We start from the raw sequence: 1,732 nt of genomic DNA on the forward strand, positions 1-1,732 counted from the left end.
GGCTTGGCCCGGTGCGAGTGCGGCTCGATGCGGCCACCGCCGCCGCCGCGCTCAAGGTCCGCGTCGAGGCCGCGGGCGGCACGGCCGATGTCGGGCGCGATCCGGTCACCGCCATGAAGGCGGTGAAGAACCCCACCGAGATCGCGGGCGCCCGCGCCGCCCATCGCCGCGACGGGGCGAGCGTGGTGCGTTTCCTCGCCTGGCTCGATGCCCGGGCCGCCGAGGGCGGCCTCACCGAGATCGCCGCCGTCGAGGCGCTGGAGGCGTTTCGCGCCGCCGGCGGGGATCTGCGCGACGTCTCCTTCCCGACCATCTCGGGCTCGGGCCCGAACGGCGCGATCGTGCATTACCGCGTAACCCGTGCGACCGACCGGGCCGTTAATCCGGGCGAGCTGTTCCTGATCGATTCGGGCGCGCAGTACCCGGACGGCACCACCGACATCACCCGCACGGTTGCGGTGGGCGCGCCCACGCCCGAGATGCGCGACCGCTTCACCCGCGTGCTCAAGGGCCACGTCGCGATCGGCCGCGCGGTCTTCCCGAAGGGCACGACCGGCGCGCAGATCGACGCGCTGGCGCGGCTCCCCCTCTGGCAGGCCGGGCTCGATTTCGACCACGGCACCGGCCACGGCGTCGGCAGCTTCCTCTCGGTGCACGAGGGCCCGCAACGCATCGCCAAGACCGGTACCGTGGCGCTGGAGGCCGGCATGATCCTCTCGAACGAGCCGGGCTACTACCGAGCCGGCGCCTACGGCATCCGGATCGAGAACCTCGTCCTCGTGGAGCCGCGCGAGATCGCGGGCGGCGAGCGGCCGATGCTCGGCTTCGAGACCCTGACGCTGGCCCCCTACGACCGCCGCCTGATCGACGCGGACCTCCTCGACGCCGCCGAGACCGCCTGGATCGACGCCTACCACGCGCGCGTCCGCGAGACCCTGTCGGCGGACCTCGATTCGCAGAGCCGCGCCTGGCTCGACCGGGCGACGGCGCCGCTGGCGCCCTCCGGGGGGCTCTCCGAGGCGCCCGCGGCCTGACCGCGACGACGCGGGGACGCCCGCGGGCGCGCCGCTCATGCTAGAGACCAGCGCATGATCCGGCTTCTCGCCCTCCTCGTCCTCCTGGTCTCGTCGCCCGCCCTCGCCCAGGGGCTGAAGGCGCCCAAGGACCTTGTCCGGGCAAGTCTCGTGGCCGAGCCCGCGGGCGTGCGGGCCGGCGAGACCTTCTGGCTCGCCGTCCGCATGGCCATGAAGCCCGGCTGGCACGTCTACTGGCGCAATCCCGGCGATTCGGGCCTGCCGCCGGAGGTGGTCTGGACGCTGCCGGCGGGCTTCTCGGCCGGGGCGATCCGTTGGCCGGCGCCGGAGCGGATCCCGGTCGCGACGCTGATGAACTACGGCTACGAGGGCAAGGCGGTGCTGCTCGTCCCCGTGACCCCGCCGCCGAGCCTCGACCCGGCGAGCCCGGTTCGGCTCGCCGCCAAGCTGAGCTACCTCGTCTGCGAGACCGAGTGCGTGCCGGGCGCCGCCGACCTCGCCCTGACGCTGCCGGTGGCGCGGGACGCCGTGCCCGATCCCGCAGCCCGCGACCTCTTCGCCCGCGCCCGCGAGGCCCTGCCGGTCCCCTCCCCATGGCCGGCGCGGCTGTCGCGTGAGGGCGACAGCCTCGTGCTGAACCTCGACGCGGCGGGCCTGCGCCCGGAGACCTTCGGCAAGGCCGCCTTCTTCCCCTATTC

2 protein-coding genes are annotated in these 1,732 nt (G+C 74.4%); both read left to right on the forward strand.

The annotated features are described in order from the left end of the window. Positions 1-1,034, forward strand: a 1,034-nt coding sequence (locus AX737_RS07840) for a M24B family metallopeptidase (RefSeq protein WP_156453583.1), incomplete at its 5' end; no start/stop codon positions are given. A gap of 54 nt (positions 1,035-1,088) precedes the next feature. Beyond that, a partial coding sequence (locus tag AX737_RS07845; protein WP_280949064.1) for a protein-disulfide reductase DsbD domain-containing protein occupies positions 1,089-1,732 on the forward strand: 644 nt, incomplete at its 3' end.

It is taken from the genome of Methylobacterium sp. CCH5-D2 (genome assembly GCF_001556475.1).
Lineage (GTDB): Bacteria > Pseudomonadota > Alphaproteobacteria > Rhizobiales > Beijerinckiaceae > Methylobacterium > Methylobacterium hispanicum.